Annotated in this window: 19 protein-coding genes; 10 read left to right on the plus strand and 9 right to left on the minus strand. The window is 57.3% G+C overall.

Annotation, left to right across the window (positions count from 1 at the left end; translation table 11 throughout):
- Window positions 1-14: 14 nt before the first annotated feature.
- The gene (locus tag G411_RS0108575) at window positions 15-794 is read left to right on the plus strand and encodes an SDR family NAD(P)-dependent oxidoreductase (RefSeq protein WP_022958782.1); all 780 of its coding nucleotides are present in this window, start codon (window positions 15-17) and stop codon (window positions 792-794) included.
- On the opposite strand, the gene hemW is transcribed toward G411_RS0108575, so the two are convergent.
- The 4 genes from hemW to trxA all read right to left on the minus strand — a co-directional run bounded on the left by hemW (window position 791) and on the right by trxA (window position 5,267).
- Complete coding sequence (gene hemW, locus G411_RS19870) at window positions 791-1,939, minus strand: radical SAM family heme chaperone HemW (protein ID WP_022958783.1); 1,149 nt, start codon at window positions 1,937-1,939, stop codon at window positions 791-793. The genes G411_RS0108575 and hemW overlap by 4 nt on opposite strands.
- A complete protein-coding gene (ubiD, locus tag G411_RS0108585; RefSeq protein ID WP_022958784.1) occupies window positions 1,939-3,402 on the minus strand; it encodes a 4-hydroxy-3-polyprenylbenzoate decarboxylase in 1,464 nt (487 codons plus the stop codon). The genes hemW and ubiD overlap by 1 nt, the downstream gene beginning before the upstream one ends.
- Window positions 3,403-3,456: 54 nt before the next feature.
- Entirely contained in the window at window positions 3,457-4,725 is a 1,269-nt protein-coding gene (gene rho / locus G411_RS0108590; RefSeq protein WP_022958785.1) for a transcription termination factor Rho, read from the minus strand.
- Between the two features lie 215 nt (window positions 4,726-4,940).
- Window positions 4,941-5,267: a thioredoxin TrxA gene (trxA, locus tag G411_RS0108595; protein ID WP_022958786.1), complete on the minus strand. Its 327-nt coding sequence runs from the start codon at window positions 5,265-5,267 to the stop codon at window positions 4,941-4,943.
- A gap of 151 nt (window positions 5,268-5,418) precedes the next feature.
- Between trxA and waaA the strand changes: the two genes are divergently transcribed.
- The gene (waaA, locus tag G411_RS0108600; RefSeq protein ID WP_028968279.1) at window positions 5,419-6,690 is read left to right on the plus strand and encodes a lipid IV(A) 3-deoxy-D-manno-octulosonic acid transferase; all 1,272 of its coding nucleotides are present in this window, start codon (window positions 5,419-5,421) and stop codon (window positions 6,688-6,690) included.
- A gap of 64 nt (window positions 6,691-6,754) precedes the next feature.
- Here waaA and G411_RS0108605 read toward each other — a convergent pair whose 3' ends face one another.
- On the minus strand, window positions 6,755-8,185 hold the full coding sequence (locus G411_RS0108605) for a TolC family outer membrane protein (protein ID WP_022958788.1): 1,431 nt from the start codon (window positions 8,183-8,185) through the stop codon (window positions 6,755-6,757).
- 129 nt (window positions 8,186-8,314) lie between these two features.
- Between G411_RS0108605 and G411_RS0108610 the strand changes: the two genes are divergently transcribed.
- The 6 genes from G411_RS0108610 (at window position 8,315) to G411_RS0108635 (ending at window position 13,550) form a co-directional block, all read left to right on the plus strand.
- A complete protein-coding gene (locus G411_RS0108610; RefSeq protein ID WP_022958789.1) occupies window positions 8,315-8,773 on the plus strand; it encodes a DUF1249 domain-containing protein in 459 nt (152 codons plus the stop codon).
- 139 nt (window positions 8,774-8,912) lie between these two features.
- Entirely contained in the window at window positions 8,913-9,722 is an 810-nt protein-coding gene (locus tag G411_RS0108615; RefSeq protein WP_022958790.1) for a phosphodiesterase, read from the plus strand.
- Entirely contained in the window at window positions 9,719-10,306 is a 588-nt protein-coding gene (locus G411_RS0108620; RefSeq protein WP_022958791.1) for a YqiA/YcfP family alpha/beta fold hydrolase, read from the plus strand. Before G411_RS0108615 ends, G411_RS0108620 begins: the two co-directional genes overlap by 4 nt.
- A gap of 63 nt (window positions 10,307-10,369) precedes the next feature.
- Window positions 10,370-12,259, plus strand: a complete 1,890-nt coding sequence (gene parE / locus G411_RS0108625; RefSeq protein ID WP_022958792.1) for a DNA topoisomerase IV subunit B — start codon at window positions 10,370-10,372, stop codon at window positions 12,257-12,259.
- A 105-nt stretch (window positions 12,260-12,364) separates the two neighbouring features.
- Window positions 12,365-13,150, plus strand: a complete 786-nt coding sequence (locus G411_RS19875; RefSeq protein ID WP_022958793.1) for a methyltransferase family protein — start codon at window positions 12,365-12,367, stop codon at window positions 13,148-13,150.
- Window positions 13,140-13,550 carry a hypothetical protein gene (locus tag G411_RS0108635; protein WP_022958794.1) on the plus strand — a complete coding sequence of 137 codons (411 nt, stop codon included), beginning with the start codon at window positions 13,140-13,142 and terminating at the stop codon, window positions 13,548-13,550. Before G411_RS19875 ends, G411_RS0108635 begins: the two co-directional genes overlap by 11 nt.
- Window positions 13,551-13,620: 70 nt before the next feature.
- Here G411_RS0108635 and G411_RS0108640 read toward each other — a convergent pair whose 3' ends face one another.
- Window positions 13,621-14,538: a helix-turn-helix transcriptional regulator gene (locus G411_RS0108640; RefSeq protein ID WP_211218298.1), complete on the minus strand. Its 918-nt coding sequence runs from the start codon at window positions 14,536-14,538 to the stop codon at window positions 13,621-13,623.
- A 208-nt stretch (window positions 14,539-14,746) separates the two neighbouring features.
- Here G411_RS0108640 and G411_RS0108645 point away from each other — a divergent pair, with 208 nt between their 5' ends.
- Complete coding sequence (locus G411_RS0108645; RefSeq protein ID WP_022958796.1) at window positions 14,747-16,540, plus strand: hypothetical protein; 1,794 nt, start codon at window positions 14,747-14,749, stop codon at window positions 16,538-16,540.
- An 82-nt stretch (window positions 16,541-16,622) separates the two neighbouring features.
- Here the strand turns inward: G411_RS0108645 and G411_RS21405 are convergent, their stop codons facing one another.
- The 3 genes from G411_RS21405 to G411_RS0108665 form a co-directional block, all read right to left on the minus strand.
- A complete protein-coding gene (locus G411_RS21405; protein WP_022958797.1) occupies window positions 16,623-17,237 on the minus strand; it encodes an EF-hand domain-containing protein in 615 nt (204 codons plus the stop codon).
- A 63-nt stretch (window positions 17,238-17,300) separates the two neighbouring features.
- Entirely contained in the window at window positions 17,301-17,942 is a 642-nt protein-coding gene (locus tag G411_RS19885; protein ID WP_169530644.1) for a DUF4328 domain-containing protein, read from the minus strand.
- Between the two features lie 411 nt (window positions 17,943-18,353).
- Window positions 18,354-19,040 (minus strand): hypothetical protein, encoded by a 687-nt coding sequence (locus tag G411_RS0108665; protein ID WP_022958799.1) that lies wholly within the window; start codon window positions 19,038-19,040, stop codon window positions 18,354-18,356.
- Window positions 19,041-20,079: 1,039 nt separating this feature from the next.
- Here G411_RS0108665 and G411_RS0108670 point away from each other — a divergent pair.
- Complete coding sequence (locus G411_RS0108670; RefSeq protein ID WP_022958800.1) at window positions 20,080-22,668, plus strand: hypothetical protein; 2,589 nt, start codon at window positions 20,080-20,082, stop codon at window positions 22,666-22,668.
- Window positions 22,669-22,790 lie beyond the last annotated feature (122 nt).

The following is a 22,790-nucleotide window of genomic DNA, read 5'->3' on the forward strand; positions in this document are numbered from 1 at the left end:
GCGGAGACCCGTCTATGGACCTGCAACTTGCCGATAAAACCGCGCTAATCAGCGGCAGCCACCGCGGCACTGGCGCGGTGATCGCCCGCGCCCTGCGCGCCGAGGGCGCCACCGTCATTCTTCACAGCGATATCGACGGCGCCAGCGACGCGCTGGCAGACGAGCTGGACGCGCCCGCCGTGTGGGGCAATTTAAGCAGCGACGAGGGCTGCGATCTGGTGCTGCAACAACTGCACCGCATCGGCGAAGTGGATATTTTGATCAACAACCGTGGCGGCAGTGATGGCGGCGACTGGTCGGATGACACTGAACAGTGGCTGGCGGCCTATCAGCACAATGTCTTGTCGGCGGTGCGGCTCTGCCAGGCGCTGGCGCCCGACATGCAAAGCCGCGGCTGGGGCCGCATTGTGCAACTGGGCACCATCGGCAGCCGCCAGCCCCGCGCCGCCATGCCCCACTATTACGCCGCCAAAGCGGCACTGGCCAACACCACGGTGAGCCTGTGCCGGGAGCTGGCGGGCAGCGGGGTGACGGTGAATACCGTGTCGCCGGGCTATGTACGCACCCCCGAGGTGGAAGCCTGGGTGCGGCGCTGGGCGCGCAAACGCGGCCTGGAGGGTGACTGGGGCGATATCGTTACCGCCTTCTGCGCGGCCGAGTACCCCAATCCCTGCGGGCGTATTGGCGAGTGCGAGGAAGTGGCCGATCTGGTGTGTTTTTTGTGCAGCGAACGGGCGGGCTTTATCAACGGCCAGAATCTGATGATCGACGGTGGTGCGCTCGCCAGCTGCTAGCCCGGCAGAAATTCCTGCAGAATGCTGTCGACAAAGGCGTAGCCGCGCTCCGTGCAGGCAATCTGCTGCGCCGACGACTGCAACAGGCAGCGCTGCAATAGCTGCTCGACTTTCGCTTCGATTCCTGCCCAGGGCAGGCCGGTGCGCTGCGCGTACATAGCGGGCGTAAAACCCTCGCGCAGGCGCAGCGCATTGAGCATAAACTCAAAGGGCAAGTCATCGGCGGCAATCACTTCCGGCGGTTGACTGCGAGACGGGCTGCGCTGCAAATAGTCCTTGGGGGCGCGGGTTTTCTGGTAGCGGAAAATGGCGCCATCGGGCCGGGTAATTTTGCCGTGGGCACCCGCGCCCAACGCCAGGTAGTCGCCGAATTGCCAATAGTTCAGATTGTGCCGCGCCGGGCGACCGGGGCGCGCAAAGGCCGAGACTTCATAGCGCTGAAACCCCGCTTCGCTCAGCCGCGCAAAGCCCGCTTCCTGGATCGCCATCAGCTCGCCCTCGGGCGGCAGGGTCGGGGGCCGCCGGTAGAACTCGGTATTGGGCTCGATGGTGAGCTGATACCAACTGATATGACTGGCACCGCTCTCTATCGCCGCGTCGAGGTCGCGCAGGGCGTCAATGCGGTGCTGGCCGCTGAGGCCGTGCATCAGGTCCACGTTGAAGTTATCGAAACCGGCCTCGCGAGCGCTGGCGATGGCGCGGCGAGCGTCGTCGCCGCTGTGAATCCGGCCGAGCTGCTGCAACTGCAGCGGGTCAAAACTCTGCACGCCGATCGACAGGCGGTTAATCCCCAGCTCGCGATAGGCCGCAAAGCGCCCCTGCTCCAGCGTACCGGGGTTGGCTTCAAGGGTAATTTCCGCCTCGTCGGCAAAACGCAGCCGCTGGCGCAGACCGGCGAAAAGCTGGCGATAGGCCTCGGCAGAAAACAAACTGGGAGTGCCGCCGCCAATAAATACGCTCTGAATCGCCCGGCCAGAAACGTAGTCGAGGTCTTGATCCAAGTCTTCCAGCATGGCGGCCACATACTCAGCCTCGGGTAGCTCGCCCTGCTGAGTATGGGAGTTAAAATCACAGTAGGGGCACTTGCGCACGCACCAGGGAATATGGATGTACAGCGCCAGCGGCGGCAGCACCGGGGAAGGCATCAGAGGCCGAGGTCCGACCAGATCTCATCCACGCGGCGCACCACCTCCGGGTCTTTTTCGATGGGGCGGCCCCACTCACGCTCGGTTTCACCCGGCCACTTGTTGGTGGCGTCCATCCCCATTTTCGAGCCGAGGCCCGACACCGGCGAGGCGAAGTCGAGGTAGTCGATAGGGGTGTTCTCCACCAATACAGTGTCGCGCTGCGGATCCATGCGGGTGGTAATCGCCCAGATCACATCGTTCCAGTCGCGGGCGTTTACGTCGTCGTCGCAGACAATCACAAACTTGGTGTACATGAACTGGCGCAGGAAGGACCACACGCCGAACATCACGCGTTTGGCATGGCCGGGGTACTGCTTTTTGATGGTCACCACCGCCATGCGGTAGGAACAGCCCTCGGGCGGCAGATAGAAGTCGATAATTTCCGGGAACTGGCGGCGCAGCAGCGGCACCAGCACTTCGTTCAGCGCCACACCCAGTACGGCGGGCTCATCCGGCGGACGGCCGGTGTAGGTGCTGTGGTAAATCGGCTGCTTGCGGTGAGAGATGTGCGTTACCGTGAATACCGGGAAACGATCCACTTCATTGTAATAGCCGGTGTGATCGCCGTAAGGGCCTTCGTCGGCCATTTCCTCGGGGTCGATATACCCCTCGAGAATATATTCGCTGTTGGCGGGCACCTGTAAGTCATTGCTCAGGCTGGTGACCAACTCCGTTTTCTCACCCCGCAGCAGCCCGGCAAAGGCATATTCACTGAGGGTATCGGGTACGGGCGTGACCGCGCCCAGCGTAGTCGCGGGATCAGCGCCGAGTGCCACCGAGACGGGGAATTTTTCGCCGGGATGGGCGGCTTTGAATTCCTGAAAATCCAGTGCGCCACCACGGTGGGACAGCCAGCGCATAATCAGCTTGTTTTTGCCGATCAACTGCATCCGGTAAATGCCAAGATTCTGGCGTTCTTTATTCGGCCCGCGGGTAATGACCAGCGGCCAGGTAATCAACGGCGCGGCGTCGCCGGGCCAGCAGGTTTGAATGGGAAGGCGATGCAGATCGACGGCGTCGCCCTCAATCACGCATTCCTGACACACCGCCTTGTTGACCAGCTTGGGCCCCATATTGAGCACCTGCTTGAACACCGGCAGTTTGCTCCAGGCATCGCGCAGGCCCTTGGGCGGATCAGGCTGACGCAGAAAGGCGAGCAGTTCGCCCACCTCGTGCAGCGCGTCGATATCTTTCTGCCCCATGCCCATCGCCACGCGCTTTTCGGTGCCAAACAGGTTGGCCAGTACCGGCACGTCGTAGCCTGTGGGGTTTTCAAACAGCAGCGCAGGACCGCCCGCGCGCAGCACGCGGTCGCAGATTTCAGTCATTTCCAGATGGGGATCAACAGGGTGCTTGATGCGTTTCAGCTCACCCTGTTTTTCCAGATAGCGAAGAAAATCGCGCAGGTCTTTGTGCTTCATAGTCCGAGGTCTGCTGTCCGTATCCGGCGCCGCACCCGACTCCCGGATACCGGATTACTTGCGTTTCATCGAATCGAAGAATTCGGCGTTGGTCTTGGTGTCCTTGAGCTTGTCGATCAGGAACTCAATCGCCGGGGTGTCTTCCATGCCGTGCAGCAGCTTACGCAGAATCCACATGCGTTGCAGCTCTTCCTCACCGGTCAGCAATTCTTCGCGACGGGTGCCGGAGCGGCGGATATTGATCGCCGGGTAAACGCGCTTCTCGGCGATCTTGCGATCCAGGTGCAGCTCGTTATTACCCGTCCCTTTGAATTCTTCGTAAATGACTTCGTCCATTTTCGAGCCGGTGTCGATCAGCGCGGTAGCGATAATCGACAGGCTGCCGCCTTCTTCCACGTTACGCGCGGCACCAAAGAAACGCTTGGGGCGTTCCAGGGCGTGGGCATCCACACCACCGGTCAGTACCTTGCCGGAGCTGGGCACGATGGTGTTGTAGGCACGGGCCAGACGGGTAATGGAGTCGAGCAGCACCACAACGTCGCGCTTATGCTCTACGAGGCGCTTGGCCTTCTCGATGACCATTTCCGCCACCTGTACGTGGCGCGCCGGGGGTTCGTCGAAGGTCGAAGCCACCACTTCCGCACCGCGTGCCCCCACCGAGCGCTGCATCTCCGTCACCTCTTCGGGACGTTCGTCAATCAGCAGGACGATGACATAACACTCGGGGTTGTTGCGGATGATGCTCTGCGCGATGTTCTGCAGCATCAGGGTTTTACCGGCTTTCGGCGGCGCAACAATCAGGCCGCGTTGGCCTTTGCCGATGGGCGCCACCAGATCGATGATACGGCCGGTGAGGTCTTCGGTAGAGCCGTTACCCAATTCCAGCGTCAGGCGCTCGTTGGGGAACAGCGGCGTGAGGTTTTCAAACAGGACCTTGTTCTTGGACTGCTCAGGTTTGGTGAAGTTGACCTGATCGACCTTGAGCAGCGCGAAGTAGCGCTCGCCTTCTTTGGGCGGGCGAATCTTACCGGCAATGCTGTCACCGGTGCGCAGATTGAAGCGGCGGATCTGGCTGGGCGACACATAGATGTCATCGGGGCCAGCGAGGTATGAGCAGTCTGCGCTACGCAGGAAGCCAAAGCCATCCTGCAGGATTTCCAGTACGCCATCGCCGTGAATATCTTCGCCGCTTTTGGCGTGGCGCTTCAGGATGGAAAAGATGATGTCTTGTTTGCGCGAGCGGGCGATATTGTCGAGGCCAATTTCTTTGGCGATGTCCAGCAGTTCCTGGGCAGACTTGGTTTTCAGATCAGTAAGATTCATAGGTTCAGGGTTGTTGGTTTATATGAGATGCGGCTAGAACGAGACGCAGAAACGGCAGGGACGCGGCCGAAACGTACTCGACGTATTAGCGGAAGCGAAAATAAAAAGGTGTTATTTGAATAGTTTGGGGATTGATTGATCGAACTCTATCACCGAATGGTGATGCCGTAAAGCCTTTAAAAACAGGCCCCACGCGGGCGCGCAGGGCCTTGGTATTACAGTGCGCTGTCGATGAAATCGCAGAGTTGCGTTTTGGACAGGGCGCCGACCTTGGTCGCTTCGGCATTGCCGCCTTTGAAGATCATCAGCGTGGGAATGCCACGTACGCTGAACTTCGCCGGGGTTTCTGAGTTGGCGTCAACGTCGATCTTGCAGATCTTGATCTTGCCGGCGTAGTCGCCAGAGATCTCGTCGAGTACCGGGGCGATCATCTTACAGGGGCCACACCACTCCGCCCAGAAATCTACCAGTACCGGCAGCTCGGACTTCAGCACTTCTTCTTCGAAGCTGCTGTCAGTGACGTGAACGATGTTGTCGCTCATCTTGGGTCTCCAAGTTGAAATCGTGAAAGTCGGAAAGCGCGATCATAGCACAGCTGACTCGCGGATGTGCAAGGCGTCCACATGGCCTGCGCTGGTCAGCATCGCCCCCGACCGCTATGCTAGCCGCCGAACTGTTATCTGCCGAATCGCCATGCCGCGCCTTTTTTACAGCCTGCTCCTCTACTTACTTGTGCCGCTGATTCTGCTGCGCCTGCTTTATCGTGCCATGCGGGCGCCGGATTACCGACGCCGCGTTGCCGAGCGCTTTGGTTTTTTCAAACCACCGGCCGCCACCGGCGGCCTGTGGGTGCACGCGGTGTCGGTAGGCGAGAGCATTGCCGCTGCGCCGCTGATCCGCCACTTTCTGGAGACGCACCCCGAATTGCCGGTCGTGGTCAGCTGCATGACCCCCACCGGCTCCGAGCGCATTCGCGAGCTGTTTGGCGACCGCGTATTCCACGTTTATGCCCCCTACGATCTGCCCGATGCAGTGTCGCGCTTCCTGAACCGAATCCAGCCCCGCGCAGCCGTCATTATGGAAACCGAAATCTGGCCGAACATGGTCTGCCAGACCAGCGCCCGCGGCATTCCGGTGCTGCTGGCCAATGCGCGGCTGTCGGAGCGCTCAGCCCGCGGCTATCAGCGGCTCAGCGGCCTCAGTCGGCCAGTGATGCGGGCCATGCACCGCATCGTTGCCCAGGGACGGGCCGATGCGGAGCGCTTTGCCGCCTTGGGGGTTAGCCCGGACGCGCTGTGCGTATCCGGCAGTATCAAATTCGATGTCAGCATTCCTGACGCCCTGCGCCAACAGGCCCTTGCATTGCGCGAGGCAATGGGCACGCGCCCCACTTGGATTGCCGCCAGCACCCACGACGGTGAAGACGGCATTCTGCTGGACGCGCATCGACAACTCCTGACGCAGTTTCCCGACGTGCTGCTGATTCTTGTACCCCGCCACCCGGAACGCTTTGACGGCGTTGCCCGGCAAATTGAGCAGGCGGACTTGCGCTATACGCGACGCAGCCTTGAGGGAACCGCCGCCCGCGACAGCCAGGTACTGCTGGGCGACACCATGGGCGAGCTGTTGCTGTTGTTGGGCACCGCGGATATCGCCTTTATTGGCGGCAGCCTGATTCCGCGAGGCGGCCACAACAGCCTTGAGGCGGCAGCCTGGGGGCTGCCCGTTCTGACGGGGCCCAGCGATTTCAATTTCGCGGAAATCAGCCGTCTGCTGCAGGACGCCGGCGCACAGCGCATCGTCGACAGTGCACAGAGCCTGTTCGATGCTCTGCAACGCTTGTTTGCTGACGCCGAACAGCGCCAGCAGCAGGGCCGTCATGCACTCAGCGTGGTCGATGGCAATCGGGGGGCATTGCAGACCCTGATCAACGAGGTCGAGGCAGCGCTGCAGCAGAAAAGCTGAACCGGACTAAGTACAAGATAAGAAAGGAAGAAAAAGAAAAGGGCACCGCAGTGCCCTTCAGGTTTTAGCTCTGAGATTTCAGGCTGGCTGCCGGGGCATCTTTCAGCCATTTGTTCAGCTGATGGATATCTGCCGGGCTCAAGGTGCCAGCATTCTGCTTCAACTGCAGCATATCCAGCACGTAATCGTAGCGCGCATTGCTGTAGTCACGAATGGCCGCGTACAGCGCACGCTGGGCATTCAGCACATCCACCACGTTGCGGGTACCCACTTCATAACCGGCTTCGGTCGCGTCCAGCGCGCTTCGCGCCGACACAATATTCAGCTTGCGGGCTTTCACGGTCTGCACATCGGTGCTCACCGCAATGTGCTGAGCGCGCGTCGCCGACACCACCTGACGCTGGGTCAGCTGGGCATTGTGGCGCGCCGCATTGTATTGCTCGTAGGCCTGACGGCGCCCGGCGCTGATACCACCCCCGGCAAACAGCGGGACTTCGAGGGTAATGCGCAAGGCTTCGGTTTCGAAGGAGCTATCCGGCGGAACGGCAAAGGTGCTGGCAGGATTGAATGTACGACTGCCGTCCATGTCCTCTTTGGAATAGCTGAAGCTACCGCTGATGGTTGGCAGGTGCTCCATTTTCTTCGCACGGGCCGTTTGGTAGGCCGAATCCGAGGACGCCTGCGTAACTTTGAGCTGGTAGTTATTCTTCAGCGCGAAATCCACCCAGGAAGCACGATCAGCGGGTACTGGCGGCTCGATGGGGAAATCTTCGCTGAGCGGCCACAGCTTGCCGTGCTCGGCACCCGTCAGCGTAGTTAGGTTCTCGCGCGCAATCGCCAGTGACCCCTCGAAGCCCAGACGCTGGGCCACGGCGCTGTCGTAAACGGCACGCGACTCGTGGACATCGGTAATGGCAATCAGGCCGACATCAAAGCGCTGCTGGGTTTGCTCCAGTTGGCGCTTGGCGGCACGCTCTTCGGCCATCGAGGCATCGAGGTTTTCCCGCGCCTTCAACACTTCGAAGTAGGCCTCGGCAACACGCACAATCAGCGCCTGCTGATCGAAAGCCAGTTGGGCTTCGGCCCGCTCAGTGACCTTTTTACCGGCCTTGAAGCTGAACCAGGCAGGCAGATCAAAAATGGCCTGATTCAGACTGACTGAGTAGTGCTCGGTTTCCGAGTCAGTGGTAGAGGCTTGGTCGATAATCGTGACGTTCGAACCACCAAATGGTCCAGAAGTGATGTTAGTGCTCTTCGACTCAGCGTCCGTTTCCGAATCCTGATAGTAGGCCTGGCCCACCACCTGCGGCAGCAGCGCAGAGCGGCTCAGCTTTTCCGTTTCCAGATCGGCGCGATAAGTGGCTTCCGCCGCTTTTAACTGGGGATCGTTTTTTAAAGCAAGTTCGTAGACGTCGAGCAAGGTGTCCGCACTGGTGGCGGAAGCACCCGTAGCAAGCGCCAGTGCAACACTAAGTAAGTGACGTTTGGCAATCATAAAGGTAACCTGTTCTGCTAACGGAGGAGCTGCGTCAGCCGCTCAGTGTATCAGAATCACTCTTCTCAAGAATGATTATTAACGAATGTTATTAAAATCTACCGTGCAAATTTCAATGCGGCGGGACACGTGAAGACATCGCGCTATCAAATCAATCTCAACGCCCATCTCGCCGACTGTGAGATGAATTACCTGCGCTTGAGCAAACTGCTTCCCGAGCCGCTGGCGGCGGGTCAGACGCTGACGATCGGCCTGGGCGCTCACGCCCTGAATATCGATGTTCGCGAATGCGCCCCCTACACCACGTTTTTAGAAATGCGCCTCGCACAGGCCAGCCAGCAACCCTGGTCATCGATCTGCCTGAAGGTACGCATGTATCACGACGCAGCAATGGCCGAAGTCTCGGGGGCAGAAGGCGTACACAGTCTGCGCCAGCGCTACGACTACCCCAACAGCAAGATGTTTCAGCAGGATGAAAAGGCGCAGCTCAACCGATTCCTCGGCGAGTGGCTCAGCCTGTGCCTGCGCCACGGCCATCACAGCAACATCGCGGTAGCCGATATTCTGGGCGAAACGGACAAGCCCTGAGCCCGCCGGAGGCAGCCGCAAGGGGACCATGTTCGCAAATTTTCTGTCCGCAGCAGTGAGCATTAGAAACCGTCGCCGGGTCACTGGATTTGTCTGAAGGCATCCCGTATAACAGCTCAGATACGTCACGAGGCCGGCCGTGAAGCACACTCAATCAGATTCAGACAACGCTACTGACCTCTGCGTCGTGCAGGTCAGCGATTGCCATCTCGGCCGGGAGCCGGGAGAGCGCCTGCTGGGCATGGATACCGACCATAGCCTTGATGAAGTGCTGAAACTGGTGCGCCGCAACCACAGCCACATCGACCTGCTGGTCATGTCCGGCGACCTGTCTGCCGACGGCGACGCCAGTGCCTATCAGCGCCTGCTGCCCAAACTGGAAGGACTGGCCGCACAAACGGTCTGGCTACCGGGCAATCACGATGACGTCCCTACGATGCAGCGCTGCGTCGGCACAGCGCGAATGCCCTCGCAAATCACGCTGGGCGACTGGCAGTTTCGCTTCCTCAATTCGGCGGTGCCCGATGAAGTGGGCGGCCACCTCGCTGACAGCGAGCTGAATGCCGTGAAATCGCTCAACAGCGACCAGCCTGCAATGATTTTTTTGCACCACCATCTGCGCCCGCTCGGCGCCGCGTGGCTCGATGAACAGCGCGTTGATAACGCCGATGACCTGTTTGCACTTCTCGATGAACAGCCCAGCGTCGCCGCTGTCGTCTCCGGCCATGTTCATCAGCAATCCGACACACGCCATGGCAATCAGCGCTTGCTGACCACGCCCTCCACCTGTATACAATTCGCGCCGGGCAGCCACGATTTTGCCCTGGACGACCTCAACCCCGGCTACCGCTGGTTTACCCTCAGCGCCAATGGCGACTGGCAAACCGGCGTCGAGCGGGTGAGCGGTGTGACGTTTACAGTAGACAGGACAGCAAACGGCTACGCATGAGCGCGACAGTAATTTATATCCACGGTTTTCTTTCTTCTCCTCAATCCCACAAAGCGCAACTGGCCGCTGACTACTTCAAACGCCACCATCCCGACATTCGCTTTCTGGTGCCGGACATGCCCAATCATCCGGCGGGCGCCTTTGCCCGGCTCGATCAACTGGTGAAAGACGAACTCGCCCGTCAACCCGACAAACTGGTGCTTATGGGCAGCTCACTGGGCGGCTTTTTCTCCACCGTGCTGGCCGAGCGCTACGATTTGAAAGCCGTCGTGGTGAACCCCGCCGTACGTCCCCACGAGCGCGGCGAGCAGTTTCTGGGCGATTACCACAACCCCTATACCCAAGAGCCATTTTCAGTCACCCAGAACGATATTGACTGTCTGGCCGAGCTGGCCCCTGCGCAGATCACGCCGCAGCGCTACTGGCTGATGGTGCAGGAGGGTGACGAAACGCTGGATTATCGTCTGGCGGTGGACGCCTACGCGGGCAGCAAGCAACTGATTGAGCCCGGCGGCGACCACAGCTTTGTAGGCTTTGAGCGGCATTTGCCCGCAATAGTGGAATTTCTCGGCGTAGCTGGTTAACAATAGCCGCCATTCTGTTTCATTCAGCGTGCGGCCACCGGCCGCCACTGCACTTGGTAGACCATGTCTCAATACACCTCACAATCTATTGAAGTTCTTACCGGTCTGGAGCCGGTGCGCAAGCGCCCCGGCATGTACACCGATACCACCAGGCCCAACCACTTGGCCCAGGAAATCATCGACAACAGCGTCGATGAGGCCCTCGCCGGACACGCCAGCCAGATCGTTGTCACCCTGCACAACGACGGCTCGCTGAGCTGCAGCGACGACGGTCGCGGTATGCCCGTGGACATCCACCCCGAAATGGGCCTGCCGGGCGTCGAGGTAATTCTCTCCACGCTGCACGCGGGGGGTAAATTCTCCAACGACAACTACCAGTTCTCCGGCGGTTTGCACGGCGTGGGGGTATCGGTGGTGAACGCCCTGTCCACCCTGCTGGAAGTGACCATCAAGCGCGACGGGCAGGTGCACCAGATGCGCTTTGCCAACGGCGAAAAGGCCTCAGATCTCGAAGTCATCGACAGCTGCGGCAAGCGCAATACCGGCACGCTGCTGCGCTTCTGGCCCGATCCGCAATACTTCGACAGCGCCAAGTTTTCAGTGCGCCGCCTCAAGCATGTGCTGCGTGCCAAAGCGGTACTGTGCCCCGGCCTGCATGTGCGCTTTATTGACGAAACCGGTGAGGAAAGCGAAGAGTGGCACTACGAAGACGGCCTGCCCGACTATCTGGCCAGTCACACCCGCGACTATGAAACCCTGCCCGCGCAGCCCTTTGTGGGCCATTTCAGCGGCAATACCGAGGGCGTGGACTGGGCCGTGCAGTGGCTGCCGGAAGGCGGCGAGCCACTGACCGAATCCTACGTCAACCTGATTCCCACCGCTCAGGGCGGCACCCACGTTAACGGGCTGCGCAGCGGCCTGCTGGACGCCATGCGCGAGTTCTGTGAATTCCGCAATCTGCTGCCCCGTGGCGTCAAACTCAGCCCAGATGACATTTGGGACCGCTGCAGCTACGTGCTGTCGTCAAAACTGGCCGACCCGCAGTTCTCCGGCCAGACCAAGGAACGCCTCAGCTCCCGCGAAGCGTCCGCCTTTGTCTCCGGCGTAGCGAAAGACGCCTTCAGCCTTTGGCTGAACCAGCATACCGAAGAAGCTGAAAAGCTGGCCGAGCTGTGCATCAGCAACGCCCAGAGCCGCCTGCGCAAAGCCAAAAAAGTAGTCCGCAAGAAGGTGTCTGCCGGCCCCGCATTGCCCGGCAAGCTGGCCGACTGTTCCGGCGTGGAAAGCGAGCGCTCAGAGCTGTTTCTGGTGGAAGGGGATTCGGCGGGCGGCTCGGCCAAGCAGGCACGGGACCGTCAGTATCAAGCCATTCTTCCCCTGCGCGGTAAAATCCTGAACACCTGGGAAGTCGACTCCCAGCAGATTCTCGCCTCGCAGGAAGTCCACGATATCTCCGTGGCACTGGGCGTCGACCCCGACTCCAGCGACCTGAGCGGCCTGCGCTACGGCAAAATCTGCATCCTCGCCGACGCCGACTCCGACGGTGCCCACATCGCCACACTGCTGTGCGCGCTGTTTTTGCGGCACTTCCGCCCGCTGGTAGAGCAGGGCCACGTGTTTATCGCCATGCCCCCGCTGTACCGTGTCGATGTGGGCAAAGAGGTGTTCTACGCACTGGATAACGACGAAAAGCAGGGCATCGTCGACCGGATTGAAGCCGAAAAAATCCGCGGCAAAGTCTCGGTTACCCGCTTCAAAGGCTTGGGCGAGATGAACCCGCTGCAACTGCGCGAGACAGTTATGGACCCGGACACCCGCCGGCTGGTGCGTCTGGGCATCGAGCCCGACGACGATACCGACAGCCTGATGGACATGCTGCTGGGTAAAAAGCGCGCCGCCGACCGCAAAGAGTGGCTGGAACGCAACGGCGATGAAGCCGAAGTACTGATGTAAGGCCTGTCACCAATAGACAGTAAAAGCGTCGCCTAAAAGCATTTCTAAAATTGCGCCACCGACTACTATCGTTTGGCACAGTAACAATAAAAAAAGGAATGCTTCATGGAACAACGCGAGCCGATCCCCGGCTGGGCGCGGTTTTTTCTCGCCTTTGCCGATCTCACCATCTGGAAAGCCCCCGGCGCGCCGCGCATTCGCGTGGCCTGGGCGGTGGATCTCCACAAGATCATCACCCTGTTTATCATTTACGGGATGATGCAGTACTACAACAACTTCAGCACCGCGACCTGGGTCTACCTCGGCCTGCACGGCATTTACGGCTACTGCTGGCTGATCAAAGATTTTGGTTTCCGCGACCATCAGCTCAACCAGAAACTCAGCCTGCTGGGCGCGATCAATCTCTATGTTTTCCTGATCGGCTGGTACTGGCTCACGCCGTGGCTGATGATCTCCCGCTTTATCGAACCCAGCGGCCCCATGCTGTTTGCCGCCATCGCCGTCCACACACTCGGCGTGGTGCTGATGGTTGCCGCCGATGGTCAGCGTCACTGGGTGCTCAAGTATCGCCAGCAGTCCGGGCTGATTACTGACGGCGTCTATCGCTACACCCGCAACCCCAATTATCTGGGCGAGCTGATGCTCTACGCCGCCTACCCGCTGCTGGCCCAGCACTGGATCGCCTGGGTGATTTACGGCTACATGGCGGTGTACTTCCTGGCGCGGATGAAAAACAAAGACCACGCCATCTCACGCCATCCCGGCTGGCAGGACTACAAATGCCAGACCGGCCTGCTGATTCCCTGGCGCCTGCTGACGGGCGGCGCATTGGCTGACCGTCTCAAAGAGCACAATCAGGGCAGCGGGGAGGCCAGCGCCAATGCAAAATGAGCAAAACTGGAAGCGCTTCTACCGCTTCGCCGCCATCTTCAACTTTGCCGCGGCGGCCATGCTGTTGTTTGCCACCGAGCAGTTCTTCGCCATCCTGCAAATGCAGAGCATCTACACTCCCGAACTGCTGCCTTGGGCGCATCAGTTCGGGGCGCTGGTGCTGGTATTCGGATTGGGGTACTGGCGCATCGGCAGCAGCCCTCGCGACCACAAAGACATCATCTGGATGGGCTGCGTCGGCAAAACCTTGGTATTCATCACCGCCTGGGTCGACACCCTCAGCTTTGGCGCGCTGATGCCCTTTGCCATCTTTGTGTTTGCCGACCTCGCCTTTGCGGCGGTCTACGCCGTTTACCTGCTCAACAACGCCAAACACGACGCGCAGCAGCTACTGCGCTGACCACCCGGTAATGCCCACCTCTTGTGAAAGGCCGAGCTATGGCCTTTCACTTTTTTATCACCGAGAAACCTCAAGTATTATCTTTCAGCCAGAGTGCGAGCGCACCCTTCGACGATACCTCCAGCTTCTGGTATACCCGTGCCAAATGCGTTCTAACCGTTGTCGGCGACACTCCGAGACTGGCAGCAACTTCTTTATGGCTACTGCCACTGGCATAAAGCCAAGCCACTTCTTCCTCTCGAGCACTTAGAGATACTCCTGTGCACACTGCAGCCCTGACGAGCAGGCGCCCATTCAGACGCTCGGCATGTAGTGATAACCCACATCCTCGGTAGCGCTTTCCCGACCACAGCAAACGGTTTACCGACTCCGGTAAACGAAACCGCGCGGCAGTACCTAACGTATTGACCAGCAGTTCTGTGAAACTCGGCAGCGCCGCGTGTATATAGCCACGATGATCCAGCAAAGCAGCTGGCGCCTGCTTAGAGCGAAGGAAATGCATGTCGTTATGCCGCGCCGCTAAAAACAAATGCTTGGTCAGCATACTTTTCCGACGAAGGTCGCAACGCTCAAACTGTGATAGGGCACTATCACGCGCCAGCGTCACAAATACGTGCAGCCCGGTGCTCTTATCCACCTCCATGGTCGAAACCATTTGCTGCGCACAATATAGCCCCCAGTGCTCTCGGTAGGCTCTGCTCTTTCGGAAGTCCGGCAACTGTTCAATGGACCATGTTTTCCCTGTGTTACCAATAACCAGATTCGCGAAGGGGTCCTCTTTTTTCACCGCCTCCCAGGTATCGAACAGATGATCCGACTGGTCAAGGATAAGGGCCTGACTCAGATCACGGCGCAGGCCATCACCTGAACCCCAGATTGCAAAGTCAAAGTCGATCTGGCGGCGAACTTCCGTCAGCGCCCAGCGGCTGAACTCAACAGGGGAAAGGTGCATGCTGGCGTCATGCATTGCCAAAATAAAGTCATCCATGTCCAACTGCATTTCTAGAAAATCCTTTTAATACATAATTTTATCTCACACCACCCTCAAGTCTGTGGTGCAATTGCAGGATAAAACTTCTACCGTCGGATCAATACCATTTTGGACTAACCGCGTCGAGTCACACCGGCATGAAGCCTGTGGCTATGGCGTGCAGCTGACCTCATAGGTGCGGCTTTTAGCCGAATGGAGAACGACGATGACCCCCAACCCCTCTTTCAAAAGAAGCCTCTACATCACCCTGCTTGGCAGTGTACTGGCCGCCTGTGGTGGCGGTGGTGGTGGTGGCAGCAACGGTAGTGGCGGCGGCGGAAGTAACAGCTCGCAACTGCTGTCCAGCCTTAGTGGCGATGCTGATAATCACGACTTACTGTACTTCACCCTCAACATTGAACGAGAAGACGGGACCGGAGAGTCGTCGCTCATGGCCGTCAATCCCGCCGACATGTCAGATATCCACACTACCGAGCTGACAATCCGCGACGTCTACAACGCCAATGACCTAGGCAGGGCCGCCTATGTGCCACTTTACGAAGCCGATATCAGTCAAGACGACAACAGCGTCAGCGAATATCGCGTTGCCAAGGTCGCCTTTCTGCACAACCGCGAAGCGGGGGCTGAAACATCCGAGGGATTTGCTAGCGTCAGTACTGATGTAAATTCCCTCACCACTCCGCTAGACGCCACCAGAGCCTCTTCTGAAAGCTATTTGAACGCCGGCCTCAGTGGCGCGGGCGCACTGATCCGTCAGAACTACGCCGACGCCACGCACGCCTCCGTTACCTACGGCCTTCCAGGAAGCATGCGTCACATGCGATTCAACTTCCCGGCAGATGTAGCTCCATATCGCATCCTGCCCGCCATCGTTGATTATGTGACCCCTGTCGGCAAACTCGATCAACCAGGCACTCAAACGTACCTAGCGCTCCGCAATAGCGATAACAGCGTATGCAACAATGGCTATTTCCTCGTGCGCGCACTGACCTACTCGCTTAACCTCGGCAGTAACGGCTCAACCGTAGACAACCTGCTGCCCAATGGCCGAGAGGCTGCTGGCATGAGGGTTGTGGCAGGGCCAGTGTCCAATGGCAACCAGTACCTGATCATCGATACCGTTGCCCCAGCGGCCGGCGGCAAATGCACTGCAGAGGCGGGGACACTGTGGCGCTACAACGAGAGCCTCCAACCCAGTCTTGTGCAGCTCACTAACGACGCAGGCGAACCACTTGAACTCCCCAGCAGCGTCACCGGGCTATCGCGCTTTCCTGAAGCTCGTCACACAGCAGTCCACGGCGATACCGTATTCTTTGGTATCGCGGACATCTTCGATCTTAATCAGCAACACCTCTATCGGATTAACGGCGACCAGTGGGACTACCTAGCAGAAGACCAGGAGAGCCTGGGCTTTTCCACGGGCTTTATTACCACCTCATCGCAACGCGTAGCCGCCTCTGTGGGAAATAAAGTCATCAGCTGGAATCACGACGGTACCGCCCCTGAATTAGTCGATGAAAGCTCGGCAACCTGGCTGGGTATCATGACCGAAGCTTTGGGGAGCCGAGACGGCTGGATCTTTTTCAATCGTGCGGATATCAATGGGAAAGACCACGCCGTCGCCGCCAAAATAGATGGCAGCGACACCATTGCAGTGCCAAATGCACAGTGGATTGGTGCATCCTCTACTGGCAATGGCGACTCGGTGAGCAACATAAAGGAATTAAGTGAGGTCTTTATGTGGCGAGGCAACGACATTCTCGCGACCAGCGCTGCAGACCCCAAAGCAGGCCTAATGCGACTGGGCACTCTGGCGACAACTCCGGAAAATGTCACTATGTATGGACTGGCTCCAGGCCCACACAGGCTGATTCAGGTTCACACCAGCAATGACAGTGCAGACGTTTATTACGCCAACACGCGGGAAACAGACTCCCTGCATAACATTATGGGAGACAGAAACGAGGGTGGCATCATGCGCCCAGTTAACGGCTTCTAAACAGTACGCCCGGACCATAGTCCGGGCTTTTCCAACCACCTGAAGATCTATTACCACCGCAAACTATCCCATCAGCGACTGATCACAAACGATGTTTTGCGGTGTGGACGGCAAACTCGTCCTTGCTCACAGTACCATTACCATCTGCATCAATATCGGCAAACGACGGCATGTTTCCCATATTCTTCATCGCATAGCCCTGCTGAGCGCGCTCACTGACACGCTGGGCGCGGGCCTTATTGAACTCTGACTCGGTCACCTTGCCATCACCGTCGAGATCATAGTCAGAAAACGTCGGCATATTCCGACCCATTTTCTGCCCCATGCCACCGGGTTTATTCATCGCCGAGCCATTAGCCGAACCCGGCATCATGCCCATACCGCGACGCTCCTTCATCTGCGATTGCTGCCCCGCCGAAAGTTCCTCTGGTGTCAGGAAACCATCCGCATCCACATCAAAGGTAATGAATGACGGCGCCCAGGCCGTCGGGCGCCCTTCAGCGGCTCTCGCCTGAAGGCGCTCACCGCGCACCTCATCAAACTCCATCTCACTGACCCGGCCATCGCCATCCTTGTCGTACAGCGCAAACGGTATCGGCCCTTGCAACGGCACATCCGCCGCCTGCACCCCCGCGACCAACATCAGTGAAAACGCGCCAAACAGAATTCGTGAACCACCGTGCTTCCAACTCTTCATCACACACCTCCAAGGCCATATTCCATGCAAAGCAGTCACCCTGCTTACAGCCTTTGTGACCGCCTATGACGCCTGACGTTTCAAGGAATCCTGTTGAAAGGCATAGATTCTATTCACTATCTTCCAGAGCAATACCACCGCAGCAATATCCATCACATAAGAGACTTCTGTCGCGATATTCAGCTTGATAAGCGTCGGCAGCGTGTCGGCCCCCTTCGCAGCCCGGCTGGCGATCTGCGACACGATTCCAGAGCCAATCCACAAGACCCACCACAGCGGAAGAATCCCATCCACTTTTTCAAAAGCCCAATCTGATGGCGATTTACTGGCTCGCCATATCTCCTTCATTGCCTGATAAGGCTTCCAAAGCGACAGAAAAGGAACAAAGAAATAACCAACCGCCCAGCCCGGCGAAAAGTCCATCTGCTCTGCACCAAGCTGCCTCGCGTTGTAATTTGCCCGGTGAATCCAGCGCAAAATCACAATGCCAGTGACGACAAATACGCCGATGTTGGCGAGACCTATCATCAATTGACGTTTATCGTTGGCCTCCGCATCCATGGCAGCCTGATAATCAGTGACATATACGCCACTCGCGAAATCCGACAGCAGCTGGTATTCCCAATACCCCGAGACCATCAATATCAACAGACCCAGCACCTGAACGCACAACAACCGTCGCACCCATACCGTCAACGCATCCATGTTTCTATAACCGCTGTGTTCCATCCGCGACATCATCCTCAGAGTTAAAAAGACCAAAACCCACTCTAACACAGCAGCTCAATGCCGCCGTCCGGACTCACCGAAGCCACCTACTCCTCTGACCTCTGTCGCTGATACTCATCATAAGAACGATTCGCCTCGCGCATACAGTCTTCATATTGCGATGGCGGTAACTCCGAACACTCAAAACGCTTGCTCGCCTGAATGCCCTCATAGGCTCCACGGTTTGTACAACCAGCGACAATAAGCATTGCTAATACGAAATATTGTTTCTTCATATCAATTCTCAAAGACACAGAGGGAGGCGATGTATGAGCGCTACTCGCGGCAAGTAAAAATTGCGTTAGGGAGACTCCCACTAAAAAGTGGAAGTAGCCGTGACGCGCCTTGTTAGTCATTAGCCGAGTGAATAGCGTGGGTTTTCAGATACCCGTCCAACTCCCGACAGGCTTGCACATATTCGAAAAAATCGTCTGCAAAAGTCATAAGATTATTATTGTCCAATCTGACCCTCGAAAAGATTTCGATATTGCTAAAATGTTTTGAGTCTTGGACTTCCATCAACAAAGCCACCAGTGGAGCTTCAAGAAATATAAGCTGCGCCATTATCTTATTAATGTTACGCGAAGATCTAATCCTGTAATTTTCAAAATATTGAAGCCAATCTGCTTGCCCTCCCTGCCAGGACGTTAACGGGGCGTTTCCATTAGGTTCTAATCTAGCGAAAACATCTTCGATATTTTGCTTTACCAAAGTTTGGAAATCGAGTTTTATCGGATCCACTTTAGAGAAGCCGGCTATCTGCGTTTTGCAATCTCGCACTACAAGATTCGCCCACCGGGTTACGAACGGATAGATTGTTTCCTTTTCTCGCACCTCGTTGAAATGCACTACTATCAAGTAGAAAACGTAACTTGCTAATACTGATGCAAGCACTGCTTCGAAAACCAGCCCGAGCTCATGAAAACCGTCAACTGGCTCGGAAATTTTATTGAATATGAACAACTTCACTAGCAGCAGAAGTATCGAGGATAACGCTGCTAAATTGACTGCTCTTGGAATAGTTCTCCAAAACACTCCGAAATCACTCCCTGACTAAAACATTAATAACAAGCACGCTCGGTGAACAGAATAACAAGGGGGGCTTATATGCATTACCTCAAAACCCCTATGCGGCTGTTTTTTATTGACTTTTATATTCGGCGCCTGAGATAAACGCGCATTCCTTTACTGTTTCAGCTTAATGCAGATGTTTTTTCTTGTATAGGCCGTCTGCCTCATCCCAATGTGGCACGAACTCACCTCCCCTCAGCACTGCCGAGCACGGCGCGGTCAGCTCGGGAATTGCGCGAGGACTGTCTGAGCCTACAGGCGAGTTCCGCTGCGCCCGAGCTGACCGCGCCGCGCGCAGGGGATCGGCGGCGACAAGCCGACGACAGTGATGCGAGGTGCCTTTTCTCTTTGCTTACTTTCTCTTTGGGCACACAAAGAGAAAGTAAGTCGCCCAGCAAGGGCGAAACCAGCACTCCCCGCAACCGCAAGCAATCAGAAAAACGTCCAACAAAAGGACAGTAAATGGCAAAACCAATGCCATCAAAATTGATTAAAAAAGAGTTGGAAAACGAGACACCGGGAACGGCCCTAGGCGATGTACTCCCAGCAAAATTTCCATCTGGTTACACATCCTTTGCGAGCCCCACAGCATTATTGTCGTATTTTCAGTACGCGTTACGCAGGCACTTCTTCGTGTGGAAATAATCCGGCTCTGCCTTTGGATACGCCATCCGCTAATTTGCGGTTATTGACTCTCGTCATATACACTCCCTCAGTAGGAAGCTCGGTAACGAATGTGCTTCACATAAAAGTCTTCATATAAGGTTAAGCTCAGGAATAGCGGTAATCGGCAAGCTCAAGCTTTCCCAACACCGTACTGAACGGGCTGGCCCAGCAAGCAGTTACCTACGTATTCGTATGACGCACTACGCTGTTGTGAGTGGTGCTTGCACGCCACACTGGCGGAAAGGATTCGTCGATTCACGCTGAATGTCGTCGCTGCAGCATGGGCATATTTGGGCTTTTGCAGAAGCGGGGCAACTATCTACCATTGGAGATGCCAATGACGCGCTCGCTTTTGATACTGTTAATCACAACGGTTCTCGCAAGCTGTGCAAGCCCTCAGTCTTCCAGCGGCACGGAGCCTGGCAAGTCTCCCCATTCGCCAACGGCGGCGCCCGAAATCAGCTACCGCGATCCCCTTTTTGCGCCATTGAACGGCATTGATCTGACCCAGTTCAAACGGGTCGGCGAGGGCCTGCGGCTTATCGGCAGCAAGGGCGAGTATGAACTCCTTCTAACCGAACCTGGCCACCCGGTCAAAGTGTCAAAGCATGACTTCAGTGGTATTGATTGGAACAGAACGGACAAATTTCTCGAATATTCCGGTTATATGCTGCGCTGGAAAAAGAACACAGACGAGGCGGTTCCCTACATTGGTCGACTGACTTTTCCCACTGACGACGGCCGTAAAAAAGTCTATACCGGCGCCTTTGACGCGCGCTATTACCGCAAAAAGTTATTTAGTGGCACCAACCGCAACCCAAAGGTGTTTCTGGAGGGTTGGGTAACGGCATATAACAAGGCGGGGAAGGTGATTGAACAGGTCTACCGGGTAAATCGCTACGCCGTGACATATATCGGGCCAGAGCGAGATATACGTTTCTACACCATGGCCGATGCCACCCACCGCCAACTTTTGATCGCGCCCTCCGAATCGGGAGGCAAACCTCTCTACACCACCGCCTCTGCGCTGCCGGAATACGAATTTGTGCTGCCGCGACCCGAGAGGCTGATGGCCCAGAGCGGCTGGGGCGATGACCGGGAGTTATTCACGCGGGAATTTTCACTGGCAGCACTGTTGAGAGCCCACAAGATCAATCCCGATCAATTGCTAATGCCCGCGCTAAGACCAAGGAAAGAGAAACTGGGAGGCCGCGGCCAATCCACGTTTATCGGACACCGGGCCTGGGTTGATAAGGGGCAAGCTGCCTTCCTGCATAGCGCAACCACGGGCAAAACCTATCTCCAGCCCTACCAACAGCAAGCCGCACTCACCCTGCCCTCGGTAAAAGAGATCGTCATTAATGGCCAGCTCAGCGTTAACCGCCAGTGCATGGGTAAATCTGACGGCATGGTGGTATTGTCTGGTCAGTGCGACCCTGCAGCACCGGCGTTTCCGCTGACGGTAATGACCCAGATTTCCGCCACCCAATACAGTATCAACGTCTGGTCAGACATTGATCGTCGCAGCAGCTACCTGCTTACCGGTGGCCAGTTTCCCAAAGAGGACTTTTATCGCTGGTCCATCGACGCCTTCATGGTTGAGGAACTCGTAGACCCTGAGGCAACTATCGCAACGCTGGCAACGGGCGATGATCCCTTTTCGCAAACCTTGATCGCCTTCGCCAGCCGGGGTGCCGATCAGCAGGTGTGCGACAAGCTGGCTGCGGCCGCAGACAGCGCCGCGAAGGCACTCAAGCTCAACCCAGATATTGAGGGTCATCTGGCCGACTATAAAAAGTATGGCTTGGATATGGACTGGCGCAGCATGGGTATCGCCATCGACCGGATCAAGCCCAATAATACGCCGGTGACCGATTTCAATAAGTACGTCTGGAACGATCTGGTTGCCATGGAGAAGGATCTCAAACAACGACTGAGCCTGCTGCAACGCTACCAAGGTGTTAGTAATTCCGCCTGCCAACCTGACTCTGACCGAATGACAGGGCTGGTCACCGCTCTGAGCCACTTCCAGCAGAGCCTGACAGACGCTATGGATAAGCTCGACGAAACCTATTACGCCGAGGCAGTAGCGCTTGAAAAGGAAATCTACTATTGGAGCGGACGCCTGGAACAAGCGAAGCGCGATGCCGCCGTGGCACAGTTTTTCAGCAAACTCGAATCCTCTCTCAATGCCGAGCGTTCAGCCAAACAGCAGGAGAGGGCATCAATCCGGCGAAGCCAGCAAGAGGCACGCCAGTTGATCAGCGCCCAGATCAACGATGTCAAAAGCCGCAACGCCGCATTCCTGAAGAACACCTCGCCGGTAGTAGCAGCGCCCGGCGGCAGCAAGATTGCCCCGGTTGCCATGCCTGCAAAACCGATGGATAGCGCCGCCGACAGCAAGATTTATATCAGCGCAACTCAGTCGGGCCGCCTGAGTACCCGCGAAGCGATTGCCCAAGCCCAAGCTAAAACCAAGCGACTAGCCGAAGAAAATCAGCTCAAGGCGAGCAACGTTAGTGAGTCCACGACGGTCACGGAACCTACCTACGGCCCCGGAGGGGCGGCAATCTGTGTCGCTGTCGGTCGCAACAGCGCAAACAACCGCACGGATATAGACTATTTTTATGCCTACGATCTGCAGCGCACTCCCCTAAACGTAGAGCGCCAGGCCCGTCAGAAACACGGTGCCGCCTACCGAGGTACACCATCCTGCAGGCACAATCGCGATGGACAATTGGGCGCGTTGGTCGTGGTGGTGTGGCAAGGCCAGGACTACACGGGTGCGCCGTCCAGAACCTATGGCATGGGCTTCGGGCCATCCCTCGGCGCGGCTGAAAAAGATGCCGTGGAAAATCTCGCCACCCGGAACTGGGCCTGGACCAGCGCGAAGGGTTATGAGCTTGAGTTTGCAAAGCAATACTGAATGGGCTGGCCGCTACTACTCAGGACTTATGCGCCGACACGAGGGCCCTGTATTTACAACCATAAACGGCCGAGTATGGCCTTGGGAGGAATAACCCCGAAACAACGGCTAGCGCAGCTGGC

The organism is Spongiibacter tropicus DSM 19543 (assembly GCF_000420325.1).
Classification (GTDB): Bacteria; Pseudomonadota; Gammaproteobacteria; order Pseudomonadales; family Spongiibacteraceae; genus Spongiibacter; species Spongiibacter tropicus.